The sequence below is a fragment of the Leptolyngbya sp. CALU 1928 genome, from assembly GCF_056784215.1.
Genome location: NZ_JBXBCE010000018.1, coordinates 248,974 through 271,196 on the forward strand (window position 1 = coordinate 248,974; position 22,223 = coordinate 271,196).

Consider the following 22,223-nt stretch of genomic DNA (forward strand, 5'->3'; position numbering starts at 1 on the left):
TACCTCACCTACAGTCGATTAAGTCTGTTGTCAATTAAGTTTGTTGATAAACAAACACTTCACACTACGCCACCCTGAAGCGCTACCGATTCCCATTTGGAAATAATACGTTCCTGAATCCTGATATTCCGCCGAAAATAGTGAGGGGAACGCCGATCGCATTGATTAAAAAGTCATTCGCTGAGGCAATGAAGGTTCGATTGACAACAACAATATCGTTATTATGGAGTGCAGGATTTCGCGCTGCGCTCAAATTTTGATCCAGATCGATCGAATACTTGCTGCGCGTGATGGTGCCGTCTGGATTAAGACGGATTAAATCTACTCCTTTCTTACTAGCTCGCCCCACTTTGAAACCACCCGCTGCCATAATAGCTTGGTTTAGAGTAGTATTGGGTCTGAGCTTAAGTGAGCCTGGGGCGGTAACTTCGCCAACAATGCTAACTGAAATAGTCTCCGGAGAAAAGTTACTTGCCGCAACTTGAGTTGCCTCTGCTGCATCGAGCTTACTGGCTTTGGGAATGATAATGGTATCGCCATCGCGCAGCAAAATATCCTGATTGAGGTCGCCTTCACGTAAAAACTTCCACAGGTCGATCGCAACAATTTCTTCGCGATCAGTTCGCAACCGCCGAATTTTTACTTCACGAATATTAGCAATTTGAGTGACACCCCCAGCCGACTGAATCGCTTGACTCACCCTAGGCCACTGGTTGCCGCCTTCAGATGCTGTTCTCTGATTGAGACTTGCCTGAGAAACTTCATTACTAATGACACTAATAATGTAGGAGCCAGGACGATTAACTTCTCCAATCACACCAACTTTAAGCGGTCTAGGAGCCAATAAACTAATCGTCACTAGCGGGTTACGAACGAAACGACCATATTTTGCAGAAATTACCGCCGCTGCTTGTGTTAGCGTCAACCCTTGAACCGGAACACTTCCGACCCAAGGTAAGTTAAGGGTGCCATCTAATAAAATTGTATATCGTGGCTCCAATGCTAGCTCTGGAGCAATATCAAAGATTTCAGCCCTGACAATATCTCCGGCCCCTAGGGTATAAGCATCCCCTAAGATCGTGCCTGGCTTAATATCTGAAGGAGGCGCAGACTCCGGTAGTGGAGTTCTTTGTTCAAAAGGTATAGGATTTGGCGGGGGCATGCTCTGAGCCAAAACAGACAAAGGCTGAGTTGTTCCAATCAGAGATGACAAAACGATTCCTGCAATAGAGCGAGGGTTTCTCCTAATCATCATGTTTTGTCTAAAGGTGACAAGGTGTAAAGAATTTACTTGGGTAACGGTCACAGATGCTTCATTTTATAGCTTGCTCCAGTTGGTTCACTATTTCACTATGTGGATCAACTTAGTTGTTCAATCTGAAATATCTGAACCTTATTGAAAAAAACAGATCGATACACCCGTGAAACTACTATATTTTGGGAAATTCTGCTGCACTGAGAAAGCAGCCTACACTCAGTATGGAGTTTCTCTATAAGAAGATTTCAGATTGACAGTACTACTTTATGTAAAATTTACGCCACTTCTAACATATCCCACGGCATAAAAAGAATAGATAAAGATCTGCTTAACAATATCTGATCAAGTATTCTTGATATGGTTGCTGAGACTAAGATGCAGCAGACGAGTTTTCTAGGGTGTTCTACGCACAGGTTTGATTGGTTCTGCTAAATTCGAGATTGATGTGTCGATACTCTATATATCTTTAACAAAACTATTGTTTGGACTCTCTAGGTCGGCTGATCGCCCTAAGATCGCGTCTGTTGAATGGTTATAAGCACCCGTTCATCAAATTGCCAATCAATGCTTTAGGGAATATTTACTAACCCTGTTTTCATAATGCAGAACTACTTCTGACTTACTCAATAGATTTTACCTGCCTACTTTATCCCTCTAATCTGAGCCTAACTTATCTGAGCCTAACTTATGGGTGGTAATGCGTTTGTTTCCTTGATGATGTTTTCTTGGATTCCAGCCGTTTTGTATATTTTCAAGCGGTATCCAGCCCGACAGGCAATGATCATGAGCTTTATATTTGCTTGGCTCTTCCTGCCGGTGGCAAGTTTCAAACTTCCTGGAATTCCGGCTTACACAAAGATGTCAGCCGCTTGTTATGGAATTTTGCTAGCAACATTTCTATTCGATCCCAAACGAATCAGGTCATTTAAATTTAGCTGGATTGATATTCCCATGGTCTTATGGTGCACTAGCCCTTTTATTAGCTCCGTTACTAATGGCTTTGGAGCTTATGATGGCTTTTCAACCACGCAGACGCAAATTGTAACGTGGGGAGTCCCCTACTTTTTAGGGCGCATTTATCTAGATAGTTTTGCTGGATTGCGTCAATTAGCGATTGGGCTATTTATCGGTGGATTAGTTTATGTTCCCTTTTGCTGGTATGAAAGCCGCACCTTTTCCAGTCTCCATATTCTCGTCTATGGCTTGGATACAGGGCGGGAGGTCGGTCAGTCTATTCGCTACGGAGGCTATAGACCGCAAGTATTTTTAGAACATGGTTTGATGCTCGGTGTATGGTTAATGACTGCTTGCCTTATGGGTATTACATTATGGCGAACAGGCGTCAAACGAATACTCAACCAGCCAATGGGGCTATTAATGGTGATTTTATTAATTACCTTTATCATTTCGCGCTCAACAGGAGCCTACGCGCTTTTTCTGATAGGGCTAGCCATTCTTGTCGTTGCTTGGCAATTTCGTACCGCTATTTTGCTATGGATACTCATTTTGGGAATTTGCTGGTATCTATACATGGGTGTTGCCGGAACTTTTCCCAATAAGCAAGTCACTGATACCTTATCCCAAGCATTTGATGCCGAACGAGTCGCCTCCGTCAAATTCCGATTTGACAATGAAGACATATTAGGTGCTAGAGCGCGTGAAAGAGCGCTATTTGGGTGGGGTGGTTTTGGCAAAAATCGAGTGTTTGATGAGTATGGAAAAGATATTTCCGTTACCGATAGCTTATGGATCATTGCATTTGGACTTCAGGGTGCCTATGGTTTAGCAACATTAACAGCATCCATCTTGTTGCCCGTTATCAGTTTTTGCATACGCTATCCTGCAAGACTATGGTTACGTCCAATAGTAGCTCCGGCTGCGGCTTTAGCAGTATGTATTACGCTTTATATGTTTGATTCTGTGTTAAATGCCATGATCAATCCAATTTTCATGTTGGCGGCAGGCGGTTTGGCAACTGTTTCTGTGCAGTCATCTCAAGCTTCTACTGCCCAACTAAGGGGACAAATGGCAACAGTATCTTGAAATTCTCAGTAGTTAGGGTATCTTGACCGTTAATTTATCTGGTGAATGTGTAAAGCTATCGTGTTTAAAGCTATCTGCTAGACAGAAGCATGTAAAAAATATGACTGGGCTTAAGCTTTAGGCGGTAGCTGTGGGATTATGCCGCTCAGTTTGGCTGAAACGAACCAACTCATGAGGGATTGGGTCAGCGAAGAAGTGAATCCGCAGTATTTTCAAGACTTGCGGCACTCAAAGCGGTTGGCAAAAAAGGTGTGAGTATGGAGCTAATATCCCAGTGAGAGCATACCAAAAGCAGCAAGCAGTGCGCCAGAGAGTCAAAGCGTCTATGGGTTCTGGTCGAACGAGTAGGTGAAGAACAGCGAGAGATTAGAGAGTCACCGAGCGGCAGTCGGGGCATGAGGGCAGCAGGCAGAGATGATGTTGGCGATTCAGGACACCACTCAGGACTCCACGGATTTTGATTTCAGCAGCCACCGACATCCCGAAGCACTGGGATACATCAATCAAAGTGAGCAACACAAAATCCAGGTGCCTAGTTGCTTAGGGGTGAGTAGAGCAGGAGAACCGTTAGGGTTGTTGAGTCAATCTTGTTGGATGTGAGCACTGCGCCGTGGCAAGCGAGAACAACGACGCACATGCCCATTGAGTAGAAAGAAAGCTATCGCTGGTTGAAAACCACAGCAGAAGCAGAAGCAGGATTTGAATCTGATACCAAATTAAATTAGAGAGATTACAAATCCGATCAACTGAGTGACGTAAGTTGGAGAGCCTAACAATGGCTAGAGTAAGTGCGATTCCCGTAGGGATCGTTTCACGAGTCGCCATTAAAGAAAGCCTCGATGAGTTAGGCGAACGTTTACGACACACAGAACAGCCAGAGACTCCAAAGAGCGGTTACAAGTGCTGTACTGGCTCAAACAAGCGAAAGCCCCAAGTATCAGTCAGATTGCGGTGGCGATTGGTAGACATCGAGGCACTGTGCAAAAGTGGTTAGCTCTCTATAATTCCACGATAAGACTTCATTGTCCCAAACACGCTAGTCCTAAACTATGCACTTTCAGTGCAAGACTTTAGTTGCTACACACTTCTGGGTTAGATAGCTTGTCGGAGTAAAGTTCGCTATTTGCCAATCTCACACTCCACGATGCATTCAACGAAGCCCCAGAACTGGGCTTTAGCCCTTGAGGAACCTATGCACTTTCAAGTGCATAGTGGTTCAGTTTTAGGCTTTCAACTTTCATGCCAGTACAGCTTATGCCTGTTAGGTGGCATCACTTACTAATTAAGCAGTCTCAACGCATGTTTATATAAATTAGCATTTTAAGATTTTGATTAGCATTTTAAGATTTTGCCTTTGAAGTATTTTTGTAAGCACCTTCTCTTTTGCAAGAAGAGTTTCTACACATAATCTCAAATTGAGTGAATTGGCAGATGGCTTCTGTATATCACTTCGGTAGTATCATTATGTAAAGGATGGAGAAAAAGAAACCATCTGCTCCCGTCGCAATTGCTCTCGAATCTTTTGATTGTAGTGATGAATGAAATTCCAAATCGCTCCAATGTGATTCTCTAACTTCTTCGAGAACGATAAAGTTTGGCGCACTAAGCGTGAAATGCGTTGTCGTAACGTGTTATTCAACCGCTCAATATAGCTGGTTAACCCAGAATCCTTGTCTACTGCAAAATGTCGTTTGCTCGGTAGCACACAGGCATAGGCTTCCCAGTGGTCGGTGTAGATCCGGGCATATTGTCGATAGCGGCGCGGCAGGCTATCCCATAGGGCTTGCGTTGACTCGGCAGAACGATCACCGACATGACACCCAATGATTTTGCGGGTCGCTACATCCATTGCTAACCAAACCCATTGTTTATTGCCTTTGTCATCCACCAAAGACCACAACTCATCCATCTGAACCGTCAACCTTGCGGTTGTTTTGGGCAGCACCTCAGCTTGTTGGCGCACCTGCTCATAGGTCTGATTGACGTACTGTTGCAACCAACTTTCCGACAGCTTCAGGACTCTAGCAATCCCCGCTAAAGGAATCCGCTCTAGCAATAACCGATCAATTAGAGCCTTGGTATCTTGATCCTTGGGCTTCCACTGGGGATCTTCGACAAACTGACGACCACAGTCTCGGCATTTATGGTTTTGCTTGCCCCGGCGAGTTGTCCCGTTTTTCATGATGTCATCCGATCCACAATTCGGACAGATTAAGTATGGTTTCATGGTTGATCTCGGTTTACTTAAGCCGTTGGCTCTATTTTCCCTCACCCTTTACGAAAAAGCACTACCATCACTTCAAATTGGTTGGATTAGCGGAAACTTTTCGTACAGTACGCTGGAATAGGTGAGTCAGTGGAAAATTTCCGCACATTTTCAGATGGGTGTGAGGCAACCGCGATCGCCCTGGCATTGATTGAAGCAAGCGCGATCGCCACCCTCACGCCACGCCAACCAACTTAGCGCTCAGATCCCACATCCGCTGTCCCTTTTCCTCATCGCGGGCTTGGGGTGAAACTTGTCGGATGAACGATTTGCCATCTTTCTTCTGACGATTGCCCCAGCTAAAGTAGGCACCCGATTGCTTATACTCTGGATCGGCAACCACCATTGCCACCCGCTCACCAGATAGCTCCTGGGATACATAGCCACCTGTAATATTTTTTTGGAACCAGGGGAAGATTTTTTGGAATAGGGGATAGTGATTGCGGAACAAGGGCGTATCTGCCACACAACCCGGATAGAGTGAGGTGAAGGTGATGCCCGTGGAATCGTGATAGCGGCGGTGCAGTTCCCGCATGGTCAACACATTGCAGACTTTGCTGTCTTTGTAAGCTTTGACGGGTTCAAACTGTTTGCCGTTGATCATCGTGATTGGCGCTTTGAAGCCTGCGGTAAATCCTTCAAAGTTGCCCAAATCGGGCTGGGGTGGAATCTTGCCGCCCAGTTCGTCGGGGTTATGGGTGACGGTGCCCAAAATCACCAAGCGCGGATCAGCGGAGTGTTTCAAATCTTCCATCATCAGGTTGCACAGCAGGAAATGACCGAGGTGATTGGTGGTGACGGTCAGTTCATAGCCTTCGGGACTGTAAAGCGGTTCTTTGATTAGGGGCATATAAATCGCAGCGTTACACACCAACGCATCGACCGACTTGCCACTGTCACGAAAGGTTTGGACAAACTGGCGGACGCTGTCTAGAGAACCTAAGTCAATGTGCAAAATGGTGTAGCTGTCGGGTGCCATGCCCACAGATTCAGCCGCCTGTTTAGCTTTAGGTAAATCTCGACAAGCCATGACCACATGCCATCCCCGCTTGGCAAGAGCTTTGGCGGCATATAAACCCACTCCAGAGGAGGCTCCGGTGATAATTACTGTTGAAGTTTTTTGTGGTTCCATTTTTTTAAAAGCTCCGTTGATCGTCGTGCTTATCCCCTCGGACGATCGCACACTCTTTATCTTACCGATGAGACTGTACCAGTTCAGCAGTTGAACCGTGAAAATGTTTTGCAGTCTGCGTTCTGCTTGACGCAACAAAGATATGTTGTTTTGTGTCTTTCTGAGGGCATCCCCGGCTGAGGCTCGAATTGTTGGGCATCCTAAAGATAAGGTATCGAAAGATACAAAATTATCGAACATTCATTTATTTTCTAGATAAAAGACGTATTAGCTATGGCGAACTCTTTGCTGTCGGATGCCAGCCAACGACTGGAAGAAGCGTTGAAGCATACTTCCATTTCTGAGGATGCGATCGAGTCCTTGAAATTTCCTAAAGCCAGCCTCAGTGTTTCGATTCCCGTACGGATGGATGATGGCTCTTTGCAAGTATTTCAGGGCTATCGGGTGCGCTATGACGATACTCGCGGTCCCGGCAAGGGCGGCGTGCGCTATCACCCGAATGTGTCCATGGATGAGGTGCAGTCGCTGGCATTTTGGATGACCTTTAAGTGCGCGGCGCTGGGATTGCCGTTTGGCGGGGCGAAGGGCGGGATTACGGTGAATCCCAAGTTGCTGTCGCGGCTGGAACTGGAGCGGTTAAGTCGGGGATATATCGACGCGATCGCTGACTTCATTGGACCCGATGTCGATATCCTCGCGCCCGATGTCTACACCAACTCCATGATCATGGGCTGGATGATGGATCAATACAGCATCATCAAGCGCTGCATTTGTCCGGCAGTCGTTACCGGCAAACCCATCAGCATGGGCGGTAGCGTAGGACGAGAAGCCGCCACCGCTCTTGGAGCCTTTTTTGTCATCCAGGCAATGCTGCCTAAGTTTGATCAAGCGCCTCAAGCCACCACCGTTGCCATTCAAGGGTTTGGCAATGCTGGCGGCACTTTGGCAGAGTTATTGTTCCAGGCGGGCTATCGAGTGGTGGCAGTCAGCGATTCTCAAGGGGCAATTTATGCCAAAAATGGGCTAGATATTCCCGCGATTCGCAACAATAAAGAACTAACTCGTGGAATTCGAGCGCCCTATTGCGATGGCAGCGTTTGCACCACCCCCGCCCAGGAAGTGTTGACGAATGAAGAACTGCTAGGGCTAGATGTGGATCTACTGATTCCGGCAGCCCTGGAAAACCAGATTACAGAAGCCAATGCTCACTTAATCAAAGCCAAACTCGTATTTGAAGTCGCCAATGGACCGATTACATCCACTGCCGACAAAATCTTAGAAGAAAAAGGCATTTACGTCTTTCCAGATATTTTGGTAAATGCGGGCGGTGTAACCGTCAGCTATTTTGAATGGGTGCAAAACCGCAGTGGCTTGTATTGGACGCTAGATGAAGTTAACCAAAAGCTGAAAAGCCGGATTGTGGAAGAAGCCGATCGCATTTGGTCAGTCTCGCGCGACATCGGCATTTCACTCCGCACTGCCGCCTATGTCCACGCCATCAGCCGTTTAGGAGAAGCAATCAGCGCCAAGGGTACACGGGACTATTACGTGAATGGGCACGGGAAGCATTAAGTTTTACGCTCACTATGCGCCATGCAGCACTGCCTTAATTGCTTAGCTCTCACCGCCATCTTTACCTAATACCGTGAGTGATTCATCATTTTGAGGAATTCGCACATGGAGAGAGCGGATAATTGTTAGCCAGTGGTGATCGTCGGTAAAATAGCCCAGTTCGGCAAGGTAATCGCGGTATCCCAAATTTTCATAGGAACTTCCCCCTGTCGGAATGGGAATGTGTTTATCGTGGTCGGTTTCTAGGCAGGGATAGGCTTCGGTGCTGTGGGGAGTTTGATGATCGATGTCGATATTGGTGACATCGTGAATCCGCAGGGTTAGCTGTTTTCCACCTTGTTGTCGCAAGGATTCTTTATGGGAATTGGCGACTTCCCAATAGGCGTAGGCTTGATCTGAAGTGCGAGGCACTAGGATAATGCGGCGATCGGGTGCGAATGTGGAAGAATCGGTTTCGACGCGATCGCCCTCTACCGTTGAGCTTCCTTTGTCTAAAAAGGATTTTGCCATCGCTCCCACCCCAGCAACAGCAGCGGCTCCACCCGCCAGCGCTGTACCCGCCCGACTCTTAACATCTTCTGTCAGCTTAGAAGTGGTTTGGGTCGCCGTGTCAAATCTATTAGATGCGGCTTCAGACACTTTGTCGGCTGCGTTTTCTAACCGACTAGCCAAGTTGGCGGCGATACCTGGAGACGGCGACGCGGCTTGGTTCGAGGTGGATATCTTAGCGGCAGCAGCGGCAGCAGCAGCAAGTGCGCTAGGGGGAGTAGCCACTGGCACAGCAGGCACCCGAACTGCATCAGACTTGGCAAGTTGAAGCCAGCGATTGTCTGGAGTGAAATAGCCTAAATCTGCAACATAGTCGCGATCGCTTCGGGAAATTGGCACCCGCTTATCAGTATCCAAGTCGTTGCAAAGATGCTGTTGGCTGCTGTGCGCGGGATAGCGATCGAAATTTATATCCGTCACATCATGCACCCGCAGGGTCAAATTTTCTCCGCCCTGCTGTTTTAAGGTTGCCTTACTCTCCTCAGAAACTTCCCAATAGGCGTAGGCGCTGTCAGCGTTGCGAGGCACCAGAATAATTCGATCAGGGTTAGCGGCTACCACTGGAGCCACTGTTCCAGGTGCCACAGAAGGCGGGGATACACCTGCCAAACTCAACCCAGCAACACTCCCTACCGCAGCGGCTCCTGCTCCTGATGCGATCGCCTCAGTGCTCATTGAAGTGTTGACTGGAGAGGCTGCGCCTGCTGCTGCGTTTGCGGCAAAACCAATCTTTTCCGCAGGGGTGCAGGCAGGAACCCGCACAGCCTCAGAACGGGCAAGCTTCAGCCAGTCCCCATTTTCAGCTACATACCCTAGTTCTGCCACATAATCGCGATCGTCTAAAGCAATGGGCAAATGCTGATCCTGTTCATTCTCCTGCACATCAAACTGTTTAATACTATCGGCACTATCGGCTGACTGCCGTGTCAAATCAACACTGGTGACATCATAGAGACGTAATGCTAGGGTGCGCCCTGATTGACTGCGAAACGCTTCCTTATCCTTGTCAGATAGTTCCCAGTAGGCGTAGGCATTACGGCAGGTTTGAGGAGTCAAAACGATTCGGCTGCGATCGCGATCCACAGCCGCAATGGGCGCGGCAACCGGAGCGGCGGAAGACCGTCCCTTCATTGCTGCCAACAAACCGCCCAATCCCACCAGCGGCAACACCAACCACCACCAGGGAAATGGACGGGTCTCGGTAGCCACCCTGGCAGAGGCATCAGCGGTTTGAGTTTCAGCGGTGGGTGTAACAGTAGGATCTGTTGCGGCAGGCTCACCGGTGGGAGAAACGCTGGCAGAGGGTTCAACGGTTGCAGCGGCAGTTGGACTGGGAATACTGATTACACCAACAGGAGGCTTAGTTTCAGCAGACTTGGCTGCTTGAGCGACTGCCTGTCCTGGTTGGGAAACCGCAATGCCCAAAAAAGCGAGTGTTGCGGGATCTGGCTCACCCTGATAGACATAGCCACGATGCTGAGAGAACGGGTAGCGTGGGTCACTGGGCAAGGTTTCATGCAACGGCAGCACTTTTACATTGGGTTGATCAACGACTTGATCTGCGATCGCATAACCGATGCCGTCTTTACCGAGTTTTTGAATGATCGCCGCTGTACTATCTTCCGCAACTGTGGTGGCATTACCGCCCGTTTTAAACGGTTTACCTTGAAATACCGTGTATTGGCTCAACGCTCGCCGAGTATCGCTGAAGTCAGGGCGATCGACCATGCGAATAGCACCGGGTGCGCCACCAAGTTGCGACCAATCTGTGATTTCACCGCGATAAATCTTAGCAAATTGGTCAAATGTGATGCTCTTTTTAAATGGATTATTCGCGCCAACAATAATGGCAACTTTCTCTCGCTCAATGGGAGTTTCAATTAACCCTTGAGCCTTTTCTGCTTGAGTCAGCGGACGACCCACTGCTACTATGCTTACCTTGCCATTGAGCAAATCTTTCAGCGCCTTATTCGTGCCAATTGCAGCTAAATCAACGGTCGTTCCTGCAAATTTGTCTTGAAAGCGTTTTTTAAGAGATTCATTCACCAACACCATGCTGCTGGAGCCATCCACTTTGATGAGAGTGCCGCTTGGAAGAGATTCGGGCAGCTTCAAGGTTGGCGCGGCTGGAGTAGTCTGTGCTGCGATCTTTTGTGGCTCTAACCCGCTTAATGAAGAGAAGAAGAAAACGGGGGTTACTGCAATAGCAAGCAAGAGTCTTAGGCGCATTTGAAGAACACCCTCCCAGTTAGCCATAGGATCACTTCCTTTTTTTCGTATAGTTCTGACAGAGAATAATACTAGAGATAAATTGCTCATAACGCAATCATCAGCGATACAAACATAACAATGGCTTCAGACTTGACTCAGTAGACCTTAAGAAGGGGACTTTACCATCTTTGATTGAGTTCTTTCCTAATTTTGGGAGGGTGAGAGTTAATATTTTGCCAAGCTGATTAACATCAGCTTCTATAGTGATCAGTATTCAAATTATTTAATGCTAGCTGTGTCGTTTTTACTCAATCGGTTTTCATTGCTGCTGACTAAAATCTTAATGGTTGGCATTATTTGTATTCTCGGATTGCACTTGATTTGCGCGGCTCCAGGGCGATCTCAAGTGCTTCCGGGTGCTGACACTCAGCAAGAAATCGGGGCTGAACCCGGCGCTGTGGTGTTAGATGGTAAAACTCTCTTTGAAATTCGCAGTAACTTTGGTCCTCTTTCTGCACTGCAACGGGCAAATCTAGCCAATGAACAACTCACAAAAGTTGCGAGTAACTCACAAATTTTGCCTGAATCTGTTCGAGCAGAAAAAGCTCAAGGTATTACGCTAATTGTGGCGGGCAAAAAGAACATTCATATTACAACAATCACGCCAGATGATGCCAAGGCTGAAGGGCAAACTCAGGAAGCTCTGACCCAAGACTATGTGGCGGCAATTCGATCTTCTATCATCACTTTCCGAGAACAACGCAGTGCTGAAAAGATTTTGCGTGGAGTTGGATATGCGATTTTAGCGACACTATTGCTTTGGTTAACAATTCAGCTTCTAAACAAATTGTTTGCAGTCACGTTAGACCGCTCAAAAATCTGGTTGGAACAATGCAGCGATCGCCTTAAGAACTCCAATAGAGGGGTCTTGGCAATTACACCTTTCATCACCATGATTCTACATTTTGCAGAAATAGGGCGAAGTGTGTTGTACCTATTTTTAGCTTGCGTTTATCTATTTATGATTTTCGGTTTTTTCCCTTGGACTCAAGGTTTAAGCAGTAACTTTTGGGCAATCATTGGCGCAACTTTGGCAGAGACTGAACGAGCAATTGTTGGATATTTGCCCAACCTGTTCACCCTAGTTTTAATTGTGTTTATCACCCGTGAAATTCTGTCATTTATTCATCTGTTTTTCAAAGAAATAAAACTTGGTAATATCTCATTGCCTTGGTTTTATGCAGATTGGGTGCAGCCTACATTTCAACTAATACGCTTTTTCGTTTTTGCACTAGCACTGGCGATCGCAATGCCTTTTCTGCCAGGGTTTAAGTCACCCGCTTTTCAAGGAGTTTCACTCGTCATTAGCGCGTTATTAACCTTAGGAGCCGCCAGCGCAGTCTCTAACATTATCGGCGGATTCATCGTGGTTTATACTCGCTCATTTCAAATTGGAGATATGATTAAAATTGGTGAACTCGTCGGAATTGTGCTTGAAAAAGATGTGTTAGTGACTCGAATTTGCACCCCTAAAAATGTAGTCATCACAATCCCAAACTCAACCATCTTAAGCAGCAATGTGATCAACTACAGTACGTTAGCAAAAGACCTAGGAGATACTACGGGTTTAGTTCTACATACAACCATCACTTTAGGCTATGACATACCCTGGGAGAAAGTTCATAAAGTTCTCATTGAGGCGGCTCAAGCAACTCCTCAAATTTTAAGTGAGCCAGCGCCTTTTGTTCTGCAAACTAGCTTGAACGACTTTAACGTCAGCTATGAACTAAACGCTTTCACTGATTGTCCTGAACATTCTCCTTTCATCTATTCAGACTTACATAAGAACATTCAAGACAAGTGCAACGAAGTAGATATTGAAATCATGTCTCCAAGCTTTCTTGCCTTAAGGGATGGCAATCACAGCACGATTCCCGAAAACTATTTACCTGATGATTACGAAACTCCAGGTTTTTGTATTGATGCCTCTAAGAATCAGCGATCTCAATGATCCAAAGAGGCAAGCAATCAGGCGCATCCCAGTCTTGCAAGTTTGCCCTCACCCCTAGCCCCTTCTCCCTGGAGAGCAGAGGAATTGGCTTCAAAGTCCCTCTCCCAGAGCGAGAGAAATTTAGGGTGAAGCTACAAAGATGGGATGCACTCTGAGCAATCGTCTATCGACCTTGATAGTTATCTTTAATCCACAGCCGAAGTTCGGCTTCAGACTCTGCATAAACACAGTTGCCAGTTTGTGGATCGAAGGCATACCACCAGGCATCTCTAGCACTATCAACAAACTGAGAAACTTGCAGTTCAGTTTTGCCAGATAGAATGTTGTCCAATCGTTTTTGAATAGTAGTTAACCAGTGCGATCGCGGTTCCAAGGGCAGAACTTCTTGTTCTACCTGTCTTTTTTCTTGCTCCAACAGTTGAACAAGTTGCAAGTCATTGGAATTTCTAGCTCTTTGCAACCGTTGAGCCAGAGAGGTCATGATATTGTCCCGATGCCGAGAAAGAAGCGGGTCATCGTAGACATGAAGAGTATTAGCCATAAAATTCTACCGAGGAAATGAGCAACAAAAATTTTCCTCTCCACTATAATTATAGAATTAATTCTGTATCAAAAACTACTTAATAGATTTTTCTTGAGATTAAAGACTGCTTATATCCAAAAATGACGCGACCAGCACTTTACAGTGAACTAATTGCGTCATAGGTAGCTTTCTTCTGAAAAAATGGTGTGCCTGCCTTGAAACTGAAGCGATCACAACTTAAATCGATGGAACTAATCGATGGAACTCTAAGCGTAATTTCAGGAGGACTGTCTGGTGTTGTCATAGGAGGCAAATCTGGCTAAGGCAGCCAGGATAGATTCAAAAGCAGATAAACCCTGTCGTTTTCCCGTGCTGACCACAGAACACACTGCCGCAAAGAGATCTCTGCCCCAATCAAGACGGAAACCATTCGTGACCTTGCGAAAAATCACACTCCACCGCAGGGCTTGTTCATTGGCATTGATTGGTCGGTGGAATGCTCAAGTCGTCATCCAAGAACAGAAATAAGTTGTCCTGTAACTTGCGATAACGCTCTTGGAGCCGCATCCCATCGGCTTGGGTAAGCGAGAGACCAGCACTGCTTTGAAGTTATGAAGCTAACTTGAAGGCTTCTACAAATAAGCTATAGATTAGCCCTATTTTTAGCGCATTCAGAACTTGCATGGGCAGCGATCGGGCAGCGGCAGAAGGAATGCTGTAGGCAAAGCGGCTAATGGTTTCCGTGATCGCCACCAAGATTGCCGATGCCACAATATCCAAGTCTGCTCTTTGTCCAGAAATGCTAGAAACAGCAATTCCTAAAAAGTTTCCTAATAGCAAACTAATCAGCAGCAAAGAAAATCGCCGCCAAGGATTAAGGAAGAAATTACCCAATCCACCCACGATATTGTCAAGCAGTGTAGTAATTCGAGTATTTTGCATGGGAGCACTACAAAATCAGGGCTTGAATTCGGAACCTTTTTAACTTTTATCTATTCTCATCCCTAAAACATCCTGAATTTTTGGGGATACAAAACTCTATGGGCGAGCGATCGAGAAAGTTGTTATTACTAGAGTAGTAGCATGGTTAGCAGACGGGCAATGCGAGAAATTATCAGGGATATAAAGGTTAGACGAGTCTCTACGATCGCAACCTTAGCAGGAGTAATATTGTTGACAATTCTGGGTAGCTGGGGGGCTGCTCAATGGCTCTTTGAACTATTGCCCGCGGCACAAGTTAATTCTTTGCCAGACGCAACCTTAAGTGCGCCCAACAAGATTAGCCAGCCAACCGTAGTTTCAACCTCGCTGGCTCAAGGGCAACCTGTGGGCGCGATCGCCCCAAAAAGTATTACAGCCGCCAAAACAGATCTCAACGCGATCGCGGCTGTACAAGGATTACTCCGCGTGGGTAATCCAACCGAGCATCCGGTACGAGTTGCCGTTTTGCTAAAGAAACCCGGCGTTAAGGAGTCTGCCGATCAAAATCAAACAAGCTACGAAGCCCCTGCCCACTGGGATTTCGATCCGGGGGAAGGCAGCGAAACAGGTCTGCTTCTGTCCCTACCCAATCGCCAAATCAAACTTAAAAAAGGTGATGTTTTGGTTGCCTTTGCCCAAGATGGCTCTCGTCGCTATTGGGGACCTTATGTCGTCGGTGAAACCTCCAGTCCTGCTTGGACTCCAAAAGTTGCCGAATGGCGACTCACCTTGCAACCCTAAAGTCCGGCAAACCATTCGTAGCTTTGGTCTTCCCAAAAGCCTCGGCGGGGTAGCAATTTGCTCACTAACGTCACCTGAACCACCCATTTGCTTAACTTGTAGCCTAGCTTAATGGGGGAGGCAAGCCGGAGCGGTGCCCCATGGTCGATCGGTAAGGGTGCGCCATTTTTTTCATACGCCAGCATGGTTTGGGGATGCAGGCAGGACGCTAGATCCCAACTTTCATAGTAGCGATCGGCAGAAATGAAATAGGCATACTTTACATCCGGTTTTGGCTGTGCCAGTTGGATCAACTCCCGTAACGGCACTCCGCCCCACTGAACGATCGCCGCCCAACCTTCCACACATACATGCCGAATCACCATCGACTTCCTCGGCATCGTTTGAATCATCGACATATCCAAGCTCAGCGGATTGTTTACTTCCCCATCCACCACCAGCCGAAACTCATTCAGGTTGATGTTTGGCGTGAAATCATAGGTATTTACAATCAGCGCGTTGGGTTCGATCGCGCTTACCGGAAACTCCGGCACCAGAGTTTGGGGCTTGAGCAAAAGTTCTTCCACCTTCTGATTCAACGGCTCAGTTGCCTTCCCCGCCAAACTCTCCGCCAACGTTAGCACCGAACCACCCACCAGCATTCCACCCAGCGAATAGCCCGACAATCGCAACAGATTCCGGCGATTAATTGGACTGTTCGAATTCAACTCTGTCATGTCTTTTCTTTATTTCCTACTCGCCACTCGCCACTCATTCAAAGCATTTCATCCCACAGCATCGAATTCACCAACCGCTCCCCGCCTGCTTTGAGCGCCAAAAGAGAGTGGGAGATCGCAAACCCAATCACCAGCGGCACTGAGGCAAAATGCACCACGCGCAGGGCAAACCAATCCCCAAAGCAGTCTACAATCCAGGGAAATTGAGCCGGTTTATACATCCCCAGTCCCGTAAACAGCGCTAGCAGCAAGATGGGAATAATGGACGTGTAGACAATTCGATGCCATGCGTAAATCTTGCGCTTAGGATTTTTGCCGACTTGCAGTGCCTTCACATCATTTTTGCCGACAAACCGATGTTGCCAACGTTGGGTAACTAGCACGTACACGCCATACCACAGCAGGTTTAATGAAAACACCCACATCGCCGCAAAGTGCCAATGCCGTCCCCCTGCCAGCCAACCGCCCAGCAGAAAAAATGGGGGAATATGCCAGCCTTCCCGCCCACCAAACACCGGGTTCGCATTATAAATCTGTAAACCGCTCATCAGCATCAGGGTCAAACTAATGATGTTGACCCAGTGAAACAATTTGGCAGGAAGCGCTTGCAGCGATCGCGGAGCTTTCACTTTAAAGTCTTGTACGTTTGCCACTTCAGTAGACTCAGGATTCATCGCAACAGTTTGTTACACAACTGACTTCTACTCTAGCGGATGCAAATCCCTTCTGCACCGGCTTTTCACAAATCCCTGCTTCCTAACTCATTCCTTTTAGCGGCAGCGCCGACCGACCCTATCTCATCCAGTTTGAGCCACTCAAAGTGTTTAGAAATGCCAAAATTTTGGCATTTCTAAAAAAATTACATAACTTAGCATTCGCCCTATTTTTCTCGACCTATTCCACATCCTTTCCACAGCGAACCTCCTTTTTTTCCCCATCCTATCCACAGGTTTTCCACAGATTTTGATTTGTTTTCCACAGACAGTACGAAGGAATCGGACTTTCCCATGTTAGCGTCAGACTCTTACTTTTCTTTTTCAACAGCCTCCTTTAAGCGGAGTTTTTGTAAACTTAAGTAACAAAAAATGGCTGAAAAGCCCACTTTCTCGTAAATCTTTTTTCAATCGAAAGCAGCCTGCAATATTTCTCAACATTGACAACCCAAGCAATTCAACTGAGAATGGGGCGACTGACACCTAATATAAGCCTGACCTCCAAAAGCAAAATCCACAGTGTTGCAATCAGATATTGTGGATTGTTCAGATTCGCTAAGGAGTTTGGCTGGCTTTGCTGTCGGTGTAGTTATTGTCTCTGTCTAACCCTCTTTACCTGTGCAAGAGTAGAAAATCTATGGATCCCACCGTTAGTTTGCTTGTTGAAGTACCCGAAATTTTGCATGAATCGCTTCAAGGTTATTTAGAAATGCGCCCCGATTGGGATCAAGACCGAGTTATCACCGCAGCATTGTCACTGTTTTTATTGCAAAATCAAACTGAAGCATCCCCCGAAAAATTGAACCATCGGCAAGCCTCTCGAATTTATCTAGATGCATTGTTCAAGCGCCCAATTGGACAAAACTAGCTTGCAGTCAGCCTTAGTCAATCCTGTCTTAACAGCATTTAAGACTCACAAATAGAACACTGCTGTGGCTTTTTTGTAATCCGATGCCCCATGACTTATCAGATCTCAGCAACTAAGCTCCAGACTTATCATCGGTGTCCTTACGCTTATTCTCTTCGCTATGAGCATCGGCTAACGACCCCTGAGTTTTTTGGGTCAGCCGCTCTAGGGAATGCACTGCACCAAGCTTTGGCACAATGTCATCGGGATTGGCATTATCGTTTTCCACTGCCGCCTATTCAATGGGTGCATCAGTGCTGGCAAGAGCATTCTGCTGGGTTAAGTGAGGGTCAAGTGATTGAAGGCACAAAAATTTTAGAGCAATACTATCGAAAGTGTATTGCTAGCGAAATTTCCATCCATCCACCTTTGGCGGTGGAGGGCAAAATTCAGGCGTATTTGCAAGTAGAAAATCTGGAGTTTGTCGTATCAGGTCGTTATGACCGGATTGACTTTTTACAGGATGGCGGCTTGGAGTTGATTGATTATAAGTCAGGGCGTGAGGTTCGGTTGCCCGATGCGTCGGAGATGGATATCCAGATTGGGCTTTACTACCTTGCGTTGGAGCAAACCTATCGCCAAAGTTTGCAATATCTAAGTCTGTTGTTTTTACGCACTGGTGAAAAGGTTCGGTTTAAAGCAACAGGGGAACACCGAAAACAGGTGCAAACGATGATTGGAGACTTGGCGGTGCGACTGCGCCACGATCGCGACTGGGAGCCAACACCGGGTAAACAGTGCGATCGCTGTACCTTTGCCAGATATTGCCCTTCAATAACCGCAAACCCCGCTCCTGTGCCAGACACTCGATCTAAACCTCAACTACAACTGGCATTGAATTTCGCGTAGTTGACAGAGAGTTTGATAGTTTTCGCTAATAATGAGTGGGTGATAGTCGTTCAACGATAGATTAGGATTGCATTCTAAGGGAGTTGCGTTCTAAAGGGTCGTTTTCTCCTATCACCTACTTTTTTCTTGTTGAAGCTTGATCGCTTCACTAGTCGCAATTTGCAAATACGGTTTGACCCTAGGCATCATAGCGAAGCCAGTTCACAGCGACCACTTCCACGATGCTTAGGAGATCCGTTTTGTAGAACCGCTTCTACAACTGGATGAGAGCTACTAGTTTCAGAATATTGACTGATCGATTGAACATTATCGGTGTAGGCAGTGACTGCAACTAGAGTTAGCAGTGAGCCGCCCAGTAAAGTGTTCGTAAGTCGACGCATAGGTAAAAATCCGTTTCAGAGGTTCTGATACCTGATACGGACATGCGACTCACTGATCAGGAAAATTCTTCAAGCGATTCCACCGATGAAGATGATCCCTAAATAGCCTTCAAACTCAAAACCCTTTAACGGACTGATGCCATCCTCTATTAGCCTTTTGGATCTAGCCCATCTCTTAGCCCATCTCCCAATAGGTTAAATGCCAACACCATCAGGGTAATGAATAGCCCCGGAAAGAGAGTAGTCCAAGGGGCAGTGAGGGAGTAGCCTCCTTTGAATGCGTCTGCTAACATGCTGCCCAGTTCTGGAGTTGGGGGTTGGGCACCCAGTCCTAAAAAACCAAGTCCGGCGGCTTCTAGAGTGGCGGTGCCGATCGAAAGACTGGCTTGCACGATCAGAGGGGCAAGACTAGCGGGCAGAATATGATGGAGAATAATTTGGAATGGAGTGGCTCCAAGGGCACGGGCAGCCTGGACAAATTCTTGCACACGCAGCGATAAAACCATTGATCGCGTCAGGCGAATATAAATAGGAATCTGGACGATCGCGATCGCAACCATGGCACTTTGCAAACTGGGTCCGGTGACGGTGACAATGGCGATCGCCAGCAAAATTGAGGGAAACGCCAGCAAAATATCGGTTAACCAGCTAATGAATCCATCGACTCGTCCACCTAAATAACCGCCGAGTAACCCGAATGCCACACCGATCAAAAAGCCGAGGCTGACGGAAACCATACTGATGAATAGAGAGGTGCGAATGCCGTACCAGATGAGAGTTAACACATCTCGCCCTAGGGCATCGGTGCCAAACCAATGTTGGGGATTAGGAGGCGCAAGACGGGCGAGATAATCGCGATCGGTCGTCGGATCGTAAGGATGCAGAATTGGGGCAAGCAATGCCAGCGCGATCAGGGCGATCGCCAAGACTGCGCCAATTCTTCCAGAAGTAGATTGCCAAAATCGCTGTTGGGCGCGGCTTGTCAGCATGAGTCTAAATAAAGCCACAAACGGTTAACGAAGCTGAATTCTTGGATCGATAAACCCGTAGGAAATATCGATTAAGGCATTGACCAACACAAAGGCGATCGCCACAAATATGACTCCACCTTGAACCACAGGATAATCCCGCTCCAAAATACCTTGATAAATCCAAGATCCAATTCCGGGCCACGCGAAAATAGTTTCTGTCAGAATTGCGCCGCCCAACAACGTGCCAAATTGCAATCCGGCGATCGTCGTCACAGGCAACAGCGCATTCTTTAAAGCGTGGCGGCAGATGACCCAAAACTGGGGCACTCCCTTTGCCTTGGCAGTGCGAATGTAGTCTTGAGACAGGGTTTCTAACAGAGAGCTTCGGGTAATCCGTGCCAAAATTGCTAGGGGAATTGTGCCTAAGGTAACGGCTGGCAGTACGAGATGCGCCAACCCGTCTATTAGAGCGTTACCATTGCCTTGCAACACCGCGTCTAGAATATAAAACCCTGTGATCGGCTGAAAGGTAAAGCCTGCATCCACGCTGATTCGTCCGCTGGGCGGCAGCCAGTGCAAGTTTACAGCAAATAGATAGATCAACAGCAGCCCTAACCAATAGACTGGGACGGAAACGCCGAGCAATGATCCGGTCATGGTCACATTATCAACCCAGCTATTCCGACGAACCGCAGCGATGACACCTGCGGGAATGCCGATGATCAAAGCGATAACCATTGCCGCGATCGCCAGTTCAAACGTCGCCGGACACCGCACCTTTAACTCATCAGCGATCGGGATTCCACTAATAATGCTAGTGCCCAGATCCAAATGAAATAGACTATTCAAAAATGCCAGATATTGCACCACGAGCGGTTTATCTAACCCAAGCTGCGTTCTAACTGCAATAAGCTGTTCCGGTGTGGCACGCTCTCCTAGTAAAACCACCGCCGGATCACCCGGAATCAAATGCAAAAATCCAAACACCAACAGCGTGATGCCCAATAAAACAGGCAGCAAACTAAACAAACGTTTGAGGATATAGAAGCCCATTGGCGCTGAAAAGGTTAAACTAATAGGGTCGCTTTTTGGAGAGGTGGCAGAGTGGTCGAATGCACTCGACTTGAAATCGAGAGTTCCGAAAGGAACCCAGGGTTCAAATCCCTGCCTCTCCGTTGATTCCGTATTATTGATTGCACAGCTAGCATAAATGATAAAGACTGAAGAAATTGTATCTTTCTCCAGTCTTCCCTAAGTCGCTTTAACCATCTGCCTTTCGCTGAATGCCATAGCGGTTATTCAGACAAGTCAATCTGCCTTAAGTTGCTCTCAGCATATGATAGGCAACTAACAGTTGAGTAATTGCCAGTGGATAGCTCTGGAGCGCTTCTCCCGTTGTCCCCATGACTTTGCCTAACCCTGGATTGATGTCGCGATTACAGAACGAAAGCAAATCCGGTGATTCACTACAAATAAAATGTTCTAGCTGAATCACCTGCTCTTCGGTTGCATGTCCATCAACCTCCAGCACATCGACGGGTTTACCCATATCTCGATCTAGCCCTAGCCGAATCGCGGCATTGGAATAAGCCGCATTGCTGCTAACCACCTTGGTTAAATCGGGATGGGGAATATTAGGTCTTAGAACCAGCCGCACATTTAAATGTCCATTCCCCTCAATCGGCGAATCACTGGGAGGATAAAAAGTGACTACCATATCTGCCCATTGCCGCTGAGGGCGAATGAATTGCTCGGAATCTGGCTCTCGCTTTTGCATTTCTGCGATGACTTGCTCAGCGGTGTACCCACGCTTTTGAGTATCTCGTTTGACCTTCCATTCGGTTCTGAGCGGTTCAGGGGGTGCCAGATAAACTTTGACATCGTAGCAGTCGCGGGCACCACGGGTGGAGTAGCCGAGTAATCCTTCCACAATCACAAACTTATTCGGCTTGATATATTCGGGCGCTGTAAATGTTCCGGTCTTGTGGCTATAGATCGGTTTTAGAATGGGCTGCCCCGTTCGCAACAGTGATAAGTGCTGCTGCATGATGTCTAAATAATTACAGTCAGGATGCAATGCGGTGATTCCCATCTCGGCGCGCTGAGTGCGATCGTATCGATGGTAATCATCTGTGCAAATCGTGGTGACATTTTCAACTCCCAATACCTGGGCAATTCCTCGTGTCAGAGTTGTTTTGCCAGCCGCACTGTCGCCGACGATGCCTAGGATAATGGGGCGATTGGTCATGAGTTCTCCTATGCAAAAGCAATCTGTGATCAGCGAAACCTCGCTTAATGTCTCAAGCGTAAAACTTAAGGGATACCAATGCAAGCGGTAGAGATTTACCTTAATGTGATGTCCTCCAGAGGCTTACCCTTGCGGGCAGATCGCTGGCTCAC

At 47.1% G+C, this 22,223-nt stretch carries 19 protein-coding genes, 1 tRNA gene and 1 pseudogene; 9 read left to right on the top strand and 12 right to left on the bottom strand.

What is annotated here, in order from left to right:
• Nucleotides 1–82 precede the first annotated feature (82 nt).
• Nucleotides 83–1,162 (bottom strand): polysaccharide biosynthesis/export family protein, encoded by a 1,080-nt coding sequence (locus AC1S5B_RS23905; protein WP_482038165.1) that lies wholly within the window; start codon nucleotides 1,160–1,162, stop codon nucleotides 83–85.
• An 810-nt stretch (nucleotides 1,163–1,972) separates the two neighbouring features.
• Between AC1S5B_RS23905 and AC1S5B_RS23910 the strand changes: the two genes are divergently transcribed.
• From AC1S5B_RS23910 to AC1S5B_RS23920, 3 genes and pseudogenes are all read left to right on the top strand, one after another.
• Complete coding sequence (locus AC1S5B_RS23910; protein ID WP_482038166.1) at nucleotides 1,973–3,301, top strand: O-antigen ligase domain-containing protein; 1,329 nt, start codon at nucleotides 1,973–1,975, stop codon at nucleotides 3,299–3,301.
• A 414-nt stretch (nucleotides 3,302–3,715) separates the two neighbouring features.
• Complete coding sequence (locus tag AC1S5B_RS23915) at nucleotides 3,716–3,901, top strand: hypothetical protein (protein WP_482038167.1); 186 nt, start codon at nucleotides 3,716–3,718, stop codon at nucleotides 3,899–3,901.
• 291 nt (nucleotides 3,902–4,192) lie between these two features.
• Nucleotides 4,193–4,375 (top strand): annotated as a pseudogene (locus AC1S5B_RS23920) (helix-turn-helix domain-containing protein); the annotation flags it as partial.
• A 388-nt stretch (nucleotides 4,376–4,763) separates the two neighbouring features.
• Here AC1S5B_RS23920 and AC1S5B_RS23925 read toward each other — a convergent pair.
• Together AC1S5B_RS23925 and AC1S5B_RS23930 are read right to left on the bottom strand one after the other, a co-directional pair.
• Entirely contained in the window at nucleotides 4,764–5,528 is a 765-nt protein-coding gene (locus AC1S5B_RS23925) for an IS1 family transposase (RefSeq protein WP_482038168.1), read from the bottom strand.
• 214 nt (nucleotides 5,529–5,742) lie between these two features.
• The gene (locus AC1S5B_RS23930) at nucleotides 5,743–6,699 is read right to left on the bottom strand and encodes a protochlorophyllide reductase (protein ID WP_482038169.1); all 957 of its coding nucleotides are present in this window, start codon (nucleotides 6,697–6,699) and stop codon (nucleotides 5,743–5,745) included.
• A gap of 273 nt (nucleotides 6,700–6,972) precedes the next feature.
• On the opposite strand from AC1S5B_RS23930, the gene AC1S5B_RS23935 reads away from it, so the two are divergent.
• Nucleotides 6,973–8,271, top strand: a complete 1,299-nt coding sequence (locus AC1S5B_RS23935) for a Glu/Leu/Phe/Val family dehydrogenase (protein ID WP_482038170.1) — start codon at nucleotides 6,973–6,975, stop codon at nucleotides 8,269–8,271.
• 42 nt (nucleotides 8,272–8,313) lie between these two features.
• On the opposite strand, the gene AC1S5B_RS23940 is transcribed toward AC1S5B_RS23935, so the two are convergent.
• Nucleotides 8,314–11,076 carry a DUF4912 domain-containing protein gene (locus tag AC1S5B_RS23940; protein WP_482038171.1) on the bottom strand — a complete coding sequence of 921 codons (2,763 nt, stop codon included), beginning with the start codon at nucleotides 11,074–11,076 and terminating at the stop codon, nucleotides 8,314–8,316.
• A gap of 250 nt (nucleotides 11,077–11,326) precedes the next feature.
• On the opposite strand from AC1S5B_RS23940, the gene AC1S5B_RS23945 reads away from it, so the two are divergent.
• Nucleotides 11,327–13,042: a mechanosensitive ion channel family protein gene (locus AC1S5B_RS23945; protein WP_482038172.1), complete on the top strand. Its 1,716-nt coding sequence runs from the start codon at nucleotides 11,327–11,329 to the stop codon at nucleotides 13,040–13,042.
• A 163-nt stretch (nucleotides 13,043–13,205) separates the two neighbouring features.
• Here the strand turns inward: AC1S5B_RS23945 and AC1S5B_RS23950 are convergent, their stop codons facing one another.
• Nucleotides 13,206–13,583, bottom strand: coding sequence for a hypothetical protein (locus AC1S5B_RS23950; RefSeq protein WP_482038173.1), 378 nt, complete (start codon nucleotides 13,581–13,583; stop codon nucleotides 13,206–13,208).
• Between the two features lie 591 nt (nucleotides 13,584–14,174).
• Complete coding sequence (locus AC1S5B_RS23955) at nucleotides 14,175–14,507, bottom strand: DUF565 domain-containing protein (protein ID WP_482038174.1); 333 nt, start codon at nucleotides 14,505–14,507, stop codon at nucleotides 14,175–14,177.
• Between the two features lie 141 nt (nucleotides 14,508–14,648).
• On the opposite strand from AC1S5B_RS23955, the gene AC1S5B_RS23960 reads away from it, so the two are divergent.
• Entirely contained in the window at nucleotides 14,649–15,287 is a 639-nt protein-coding gene (locus tag AC1S5B_RS23960) for a hypothetical protein (protein WP_482038175.1), read from the top strand.
• Here AC1S5B_RS23960 and AC1S5B_RS23965 read toward each other — a convergent pair.
• On the bottom strand, nucleotides 15,284–16,003 hold the full coding sequence (locus tag AC1S5B_RS23965) for a molybdopterin-dependent oxidoreductase (RefSeq protein ID WP_482038176.1): 720 nt from the start codon (nucleotides 16,001–16,003) through the stop codon (nucleotides 15,284–15,286). The genes AC1S5B_RS23960 and AC1S5B_RS23965 overlap by 4 nt on opposite strands.
• Before the next feature lie 38 nt (nucleotides 16,004–16,041).
• Entirely contained in the window at nucleotides 16,042–16,677 is a 636-nt protein-coding gene (locus AC1S5B_RS23970) for a cytochrome b/b6 domain-containing protein (RefSeq protein ID WP_482038177.1), read from the bottom strand.
• 676 nt (nucleotides 16,678–17,353) lie between these two features.
• Here AC1S5B_RS23970 and AC1S5B_RS23975 point away from each other — a divergent pair.
• Nucleotides 17,354–17,584, top strand: coding sequence for a DUF2811 domain-containing protein (locus AC1S5B_RS23975; RefSeq protein ID WP_482038178.1), 231 nt, complete (start codon nucleotides 17,354–17,356; stop codon nucleotides 17,582–17,584).
• A 90-nt stretch (nucleotides 17,585–17,674) separates the two neighbouring features.
• On the top strand, nucleotides 17,675–18,472 hold the full coding sequence (locus tag AC1S5B_RS23980; RefSeq protein WP_482038179.1) for a RecB family exonuclease: 798 nt from the start codon (nucleotides 17,675–17,677) through the stop codon (nucleotides 18,470–18,472).
• Nucleotides 18,473–18,657: 185 nt separating this feature from the next.
• Here AC1S5B_RS23980 and AC1S5B_RS23985 read toward each other — a convergent pair whose 3' ends face one another.
• From AC1S5B_RS23985 to AC1S5B_RS23995, 3 genes are all read right to left on the bottom strand, one after another.
• Nucleotides 18,658–18,852 carry a hypothetical protein gene (locus tag AC1S5B_RS23985; RefSeq protein WP_482038180.1) on the bottom strand — a complete coding sequence of 65 codons (195 nt, stop codon included), beginning with the start codon at nucleotides 18,850–18,852 and terminating at the stop codon, nucleotides 18,658–18,660.
• A gap of 149 nt (nucleotides 18,853–19,001) precedes the next feature.
• Complete coding sequence (locus tag AC1S5B_RS23990; RefSeq protein ID WP_482038181.1) at nucleotides 19,002–19,841, bottom strand: ABC transporter permease; 840 nt, start codon at nucleotides 19,839–19,841, stop codon at nucleotides 19,002–19,004.
• A gap of 24 nt (nucleotides 19,842–19,865) precedes the next feature.
• Entirely contained in the window at nucleotides 19,866–20,876 is a 1,011-nt protein-coding gene (locus AC1S5B_RS23995; protein ID WP_482038182.1) for an ABC transporter permease, read from the bottom strand.
• 37 nt (nucleotides 20,877–20,913) lie between these two features.
• Between AC1S5B_RS23995 and AC1S5B_RS24000 the strand changes: the two genes are divergently transcribed.
• Nucleotides 20,914–20,998 (top strand) — tRNA-Ser (locus AC1S5B_RS24000).
• A gap of 143 nt (nucleotides 20,999–21,141) precedes the next feature.
• On the opposite strand, the gene AC1S5B_RS24005 is transcribed toward AC1S5B_RS24000, so the two are convergent.
• A complete protein-coding gene (locus AC1S5B_RS24005; protein ID WP_482038183.1) occupies nucleotides 21,142–22,071 on the bottom strand; it encodes a phosphoribulokinase in 930 nt (309 codons plus the stop codon).
• Nucleotides 22,072–22,223: the final 152 nt, after the last annotated feature.

Coding starts and splice junctions, on each gene's coding strand:
- AC1S5B_RS23905 (WP_482038165.1), bottom strand. CDS start 1,162: ATGCCCCCGCCAAATCCTATACCTTTTGAACAAAGAACTCCACTACCG.
- AC1S5B_RS23910 (WP_482038166.1), top strand. CDS start 1,973: ATGATGTTTTCTTGGATTCCAGCCGTTTTGTATATTTTCAAGCGGTAT.
- AC1S5B_RS23915 (WP_482038167.1), top strand. CDS start 3,716: ATGATGTTGGCGATTCAGGACACCACTCAGGACTCCACGGATTTTGAT.
- AC1S5B_RS23925 (WP_482038168.1), bottom strand. CDS start 5,528: ATGAAACCATACTTAATCTGTCCGAATTGTGGATCGGATGACATCATG.
- AC1S5B_RS23930 (WP_482038169.1), bottom strand. CDS start 6,699: ATGGAACCACAAAAAACTTCAACAGTAATTATCACCGGAGCCTCCTCT.
- AC1S5B_RS23935 (WP_482038170.1), top strand. CDS start 6,973: ATGGCGAACTCTTTGCTGTCGGATGCCAGCCAACGACTGGAAGAAGCG.
- AC1S5B_RS23940 (WP_482038171.1), bottom strand. CDS start 11,076: ATGGCTAACTGGGAGGGTGTTCTTCAAATGCGCCTAAGACTCTTGCTT.
- AC1S5B_RS23950 (WP_482038173.1), bottom strand. CDS start 13,583: ATGGCTAATACTCTTCATGTCTACGATGACCCGCTTCTTTCTCGGCAT.
- AC1S5B_RS23955 (WP_482038174.1), bottom strand. CDS start 14,507: ATGCAAAATACTCGAATTACTACACTGCTTGACAATATCGTGGGTGGA.
- AC1S5B_RS23960 (WP_482038175.1), top strand. CDS start 14,649: ATGGTTAGCAGACGGGCAATGCGAGAAATTATCAGGGATATAAAGGTT.
- AC1S5B_RS23965 (WP_482038176.1), bottom strand. CDS start 16,003: ATGACAGAGTTGAATTCGAACAGTCCAATTAATCGCCGGAATCTGTTG.
- AC1S5B_RS23970 (WP_482038177.1), bottom strand. CDS start 16,677: ATGAATCCTGAGTCTACTGAAGTGGCAAACGTACAAGACTTTAAAGTG.
- AC1S5B_RS23975 (WP_482038178.1), top strand. CDS start 17,354: ATGGATCCCACCGTTAGTTTGCTTGTTGAAGTACCCGAAATTTTGCAT.
- AC1S5B_RS23980 (WP_482038179.1), top strand. CDS start 17,675: ATGACTTATCAGATCTCAGCAACTAAGCTCCAGACTTATCATCGGTGT.
- AC1S5B_RS23985 (WP_482038180.1), bottom strand. CDS start 18,852: ATGCGTCGACTTACGAACACTTTACTGGGCGGCTCACTGCTAACTCTA.
- AC1S5B_RS23990 (WP_482038181.1), bottom strand. CDS start 19,841: ATGCTGACAAGCCGCGCCCAACAGCGATTTTGGCAATCTACTTCTGGA.
- AC1S5B_RS23995 (WP_482038182.1), bottom strand. CDS start 20,876: ATGGGCTTCTATATCCTCAAACGTTTGTTTAGTTTGCTGCCTGTTTTA.
- AC1S5B_RS24005 (WP_482038183.1), bottom strand. CDS start 22,071: ATGACCAATCGCCCCATTATCCTAGGCATCGTCGGCGACAGTGCGGCT.